Annotated in this window: 6 protein-coding genes; all 6 read right to left on the bottom strand. The window is 42.1% G+C overall.

The window, feature by feature from the left end:
• The coding region (locus AB685_RS27710; RefSeq protein WP_047973825.1) for a phosphoribosylformylglycinamidine synthase subunit PurQ at positions 1–178 on the bottom strand (178 nt) is incomplete at its 3' end.
• Entirely contained in the window at positions 175–426 is a 252-nt protein-coding gene (gene purS, locus AB685_RS27705) for a phosphoribosylformylglycinamidine synthase subunit PurS (protein ID WP_047973824.1), read from the bottom strand. The genes purS and AB685_RS27710, both read right to left, overlap by 4 nt.
• Positions 414–1136 carry a phosphoribosylaminoimidazolesuccinocarboxamide synthase gene (gene purC / locus AB685_RS27700; protein ID WP_047973823.1) on the bottom strand — a complete coding sequence of 241 codons (723 nt, stop codon included), beginning with the start codon at positions 1134–1136 and terminating at the stop codon, positions 414–416. The genes purS and purC overlap by 13 nt, the downstream gene beginning before the upstream one ends.
• Positions 1137–1209: 73 nt before the next feature.
• The gene (gene purB, locus AB685_RS27695; RefSeq protein WP_047973822.1) at positions 1210–2511 is read right to left on the bottom strand and encodes an adenylosuccinate lyase; all 1302 of its coding nucleotides are present in this window, start codon (positions 2509–2511) and stop codon (positions 1210–1212) included.
• A gap of 50 nt (positions 2512–2561) precedes the next feature.
• Positions 2562–3680, bottom strand: a complete 1119-nt coding sequence (gene purK / locus AB685_RS27690) for a 5-(carboxyamino)imidazole ribonucleotide synthase (RefSeq protein ID WP_047973821.1) — start codon at positions 3678–3680, stop codon at positions 2562–2564.
• On the bottom strand, positions 3677–4004 hold a 328-nt coding region (locus AB685_RS27685; RefSeq protein ID WP_047973820.1), incomplete at its 5' end, for an AIR carboxylase family protein. The genes AB685_RS27685 and purK, both read right to left, overlap by 4 nt.

Genomic DNA, 4004 nt, shown 5'->3' with positions numbered 1-4004 from the left:
CTGAACGTAAGTAGTCACCATGAGAGAAGCCACCTGGTAACAAAATCCCGTCAAAGCCTTCAAGAGATGTCGCGTGATGCCACACATACTCAACCTCTTCACCTAGTGCATCACTTGCTGCATGATACATATCAGAGTCACAGTTTGAGCCAGGAAAGACGATTACAGCTAATTTCATGATGGGACAACCTCCTCGACTTCATAGCGATAATCTTCAATCACGGTGTTAGCTAATAACTTCTCACACATTTCTTTTACTCTCGTTTCTACTTGCTCTGTTTCAGCTACGACTAACTCTAAGTACTTACCAATGCGGACATCTTCTACTTCTTTATAATTCATTGTGTGTAAGGCACTCTTCACCGCTACTCCTTGTGGATCTAGTACACTCTCTCTTAACGTTACATACACCTTTACTTTGTACATGATGGACCTCCTAGTCGAGTTAAAATTTCTTGATAACCAGCTTGTAAGTTTCCTAGATTTCGACGGAACAAATCTTTATCGAAGCGCTCATTCGTCTTCTGATCCCACAGGCGACATGTATCTGGGGAGATTTCATCAGCTAAAAGTAGCTCTCCATCGGCCGCACGACCAAATTCTAATTTAAAATCAACTAAGCGAACACCGATATTATTAAATAACTCAATAAGAAGCTTATTTACTTTCTGAGCCATTTCTCTTAACTGTTCAACTTCATCGGCTGTAGCTGCTTCAAGGAGCGCAATATGGTCTTCCGTAATAAGCGGATCACCTAGCGCATCATCTTTATAATAAAATTCAACGATAGGCTGTTTGAGCTCTACCCCTTCTTCTAATCCAAGACGTTTTGCCATACTACCGGCCACCAGGTTTCTTACAACGACTTCGATTGGCACAATCTCAACTTTTTTCACTAGCTGATCTGTCTCAGATAAACGTTCAACAAAATGACTTTCTAGCCCTTGCTCATTCAGCTTCGTAAAGATCAGAGCTGAGATTTCATTGTTGAGTCTCGCTTTTCCTTCAAGTCGATCCTTCTTCTCTCCATTAAAAGCAGTCGCATCATCTTTATAAGAAATCCATAGAATATTCTCATCATCTGTTCGATAGATCTTTTTGGCTTTTCCTTCGTAAAGCTGCTCTCTTTTCTGCATTGTCCACCCTCACAATCGGAATATTGGCAATCTTAGTGCTAGAGAAGGAGCTGCGCTCACTTCTCCTTTTCATTTAATTGTCTTTTAGACCTAAGCGATTAAAGATTGTGTCGACATGCTGCAAGTGGTAATTGTAATCAAAGCAATTATCAATTTCCTCTTTTGAAAGAACAGCTGTAATCGCTTCTTCTGCTTCCACTAACTCACGGAACTGAATGCCCTTCTCCCATGCTTCCATTGTTTTTGGCTGCACAAGATCATATGCTTCCTCACGAGCCATCCCTTTATCAATTAAAGATAATAGAACGCGCTGTGAGTAGATCAGGCCATACGTGCGAGTCATATTGCGTTTCATATTTTCAGGGAACACAGTTAAATTCTTAACGATGTTTCCAAAACGATTTAGCATGTAATTCAATGCAATCGTAGCATCCGGCAAAATAATACGCTCGGCTGATGAGTGAGAAATATCACGTTCATGCCATAATGGAACATTTTCATAAGCTGTCAACATATGACCACGAATAACGCGTGCAAGTCCAGTCATATTCTCAGACCCGATTGGGTTACGTTTATGTGGCATAGCGGATGACCCTTTTTGACCTTTTGCAAAAAACTCTTCAACTTCACGTGTCTCACTTTTTTGAAGTCCACGAATCTCTACAGCGAACTTTTCAATTGATGTTGCAACCAGGGCCATAGATGCCATGTATTCAGCGTGACGGTCACGTTGCAATGTTTGTGTAGAGATCGGTGCTGCCTCAAGCCCAAGCTTTTCACAAACAAGTTCTTCAACACGAGGGTCGATATTGGCATAAGTACCAACTGCACCAGATAGCTTACCAAAGCGAACTCCTTCAGCCGCATGTTTGAAGCGTTCGATATTACGTTTCATTTCCTCATACCAAAGTGCAAGCTTCAAACCAAATGTTGTTGGTTCAGCGTGTACYCCATGAGTACGACCCATCATGACCGTGTACTTATGCTCAATTGCCTTATCTTTAATAATTGATAAAAAACGCTCAAGGTCCGCTAACAAAATTTCATTTGCTTGCTTTAGTAAATACGATAAGGCTGTGTCTACAACATCTGTTGACGTTAGACCATAATGCACCCATTTGCGCTCTTCTCCAAGCGTTTCTGAAACGGCACGCGTGAAAGCAACCACATCATGTCTTGTTTCTGCTTCAATCTCATGAATACGCGCCACATCAAAGCCAGCATTTTCACGAATTTTCGCTACGTCTTCTTTCGGAATGTCTCCAAGTTCCGCCCATGCTTCACAAGCTACAATCTCAACTTCTAACCATGCTTTATAACGATTTTCCTCTGTCCAAATGGCACCCATTTCAGGACGTGTGTAACGTTCGATCATCTAACCATCCTCCACTATTGAAGTAAAWTACCTTACTCATTCTAGCACATTCACTTTGTTCTTCGCTTGAGCTTTTCGAGCGCTTCATCAACCGTCTCACCTAAAGCCGTTATATGCCCCATTTTCCGGTTGTACTTTGCTTCTTTCTTTCCATATAAATGGAGTTTTATTTCTTTTAAGTAATCAAGTTCTGAGATTGCTTCCTCTAAATGTTGGCCTAAAATATTCTCCATCACTGTTGCTTGATGTAAGTCTGTTGATCCAAGAGGTAACCCACATATCGCTCTAATATGTTGTTCAAATTGTGATGTGTGACAACCTTCAATCGTGTAATGACCAGAGTTGTGAGGTCTTGGTGCGAGCTCATTCACGATCACTTCACCATCACTCGTCACAAACATTTCTATTGCTAGTATGCCCACTAACCGAACGCCATCAGCTACCTTTTTGGCAATAACTTGGGCATGACGGACCCACTCATCGGGTACCCTCGCTGGCACAATCGACTGGTGTAAGATGTTGTTGACGTGAATATTTTCACTGGCCGGAAATGTCTTCACTTCTCCATTAGTTGATCGGGTAACGATAACGGAAATCTCACTATCAAAAGGCACCCAACCTTCAAGTAAAAGTTCACCCATCTCAAGGAGTCGTCTTGCTTCTTTAAGAAATGTTGCTTCCTCCTTGACGACTGCTTGCCCTTTACCATCATAGCCACCTTGACATGTTTTTAAGACTGCTGGAAAACCCACTTTTCTAGCTGCTTGCTGGCAATCATTTAGCGTTTTAATGACTGCATAGGGGGCGACTTTAATACCAAGTGATGTGATTGCTTTTTTTTCACGCGCTCTATGTTGAGATGTTTTTAATAACTCAAAGCCTTGAGGAAAATATGCTTTCTCAGTCAAAAGAGCTGCCGTATGGGCATCAATATTCTCAAACTCATACGTAATCACGTCTGAGATCTCTGCAAGCTGCTCTGCTGCTTCTTGGTCGTCATAACGAGCTTCAATTACCACGTCAGCCACACCTTGGCAAGGTGACTCTAGTGTCGGCTCAAGAACGACCGTCTTATAACCCATTTGTTTTGCTGCAATACATAGCATTCTTCCTAATTGCCCGCCACCTATAATTCCAATGGTTGAACCTGGTCGAATGACTTGTTTCATAGAATGTCACTACTTTCTAAGACTGCTTGTTTTGTCTCCTGACGTTTACTAATCAATCTATCTTGAATCTCTTTATTGGTCGAACCCAGGATTTGTGCTGCTAGTAGTCCTGCATTTTTTGCACCGGCACTTCCTATCGCTACAGTTGCAACCGGAACTCCGCCTGGCATTTGAACGATCGAAAGTAATGAATCTAACCCTTGWAAAGCCTTAGATTGAACAGGTACACCGATTACTGGTAATACCGTTTTAGCAGCTACCATCCCTGGTAAATGAGCTGCTCCTCCGGCTCCTGCAATAATCACTTGTAACCCTCGATCGATG

Source organism: Bacillus sp. LL01, from assembly GCF_001037965.1.
This window is presented reverse-complemented; position numbering and strand designations above follow the sequence as displayed.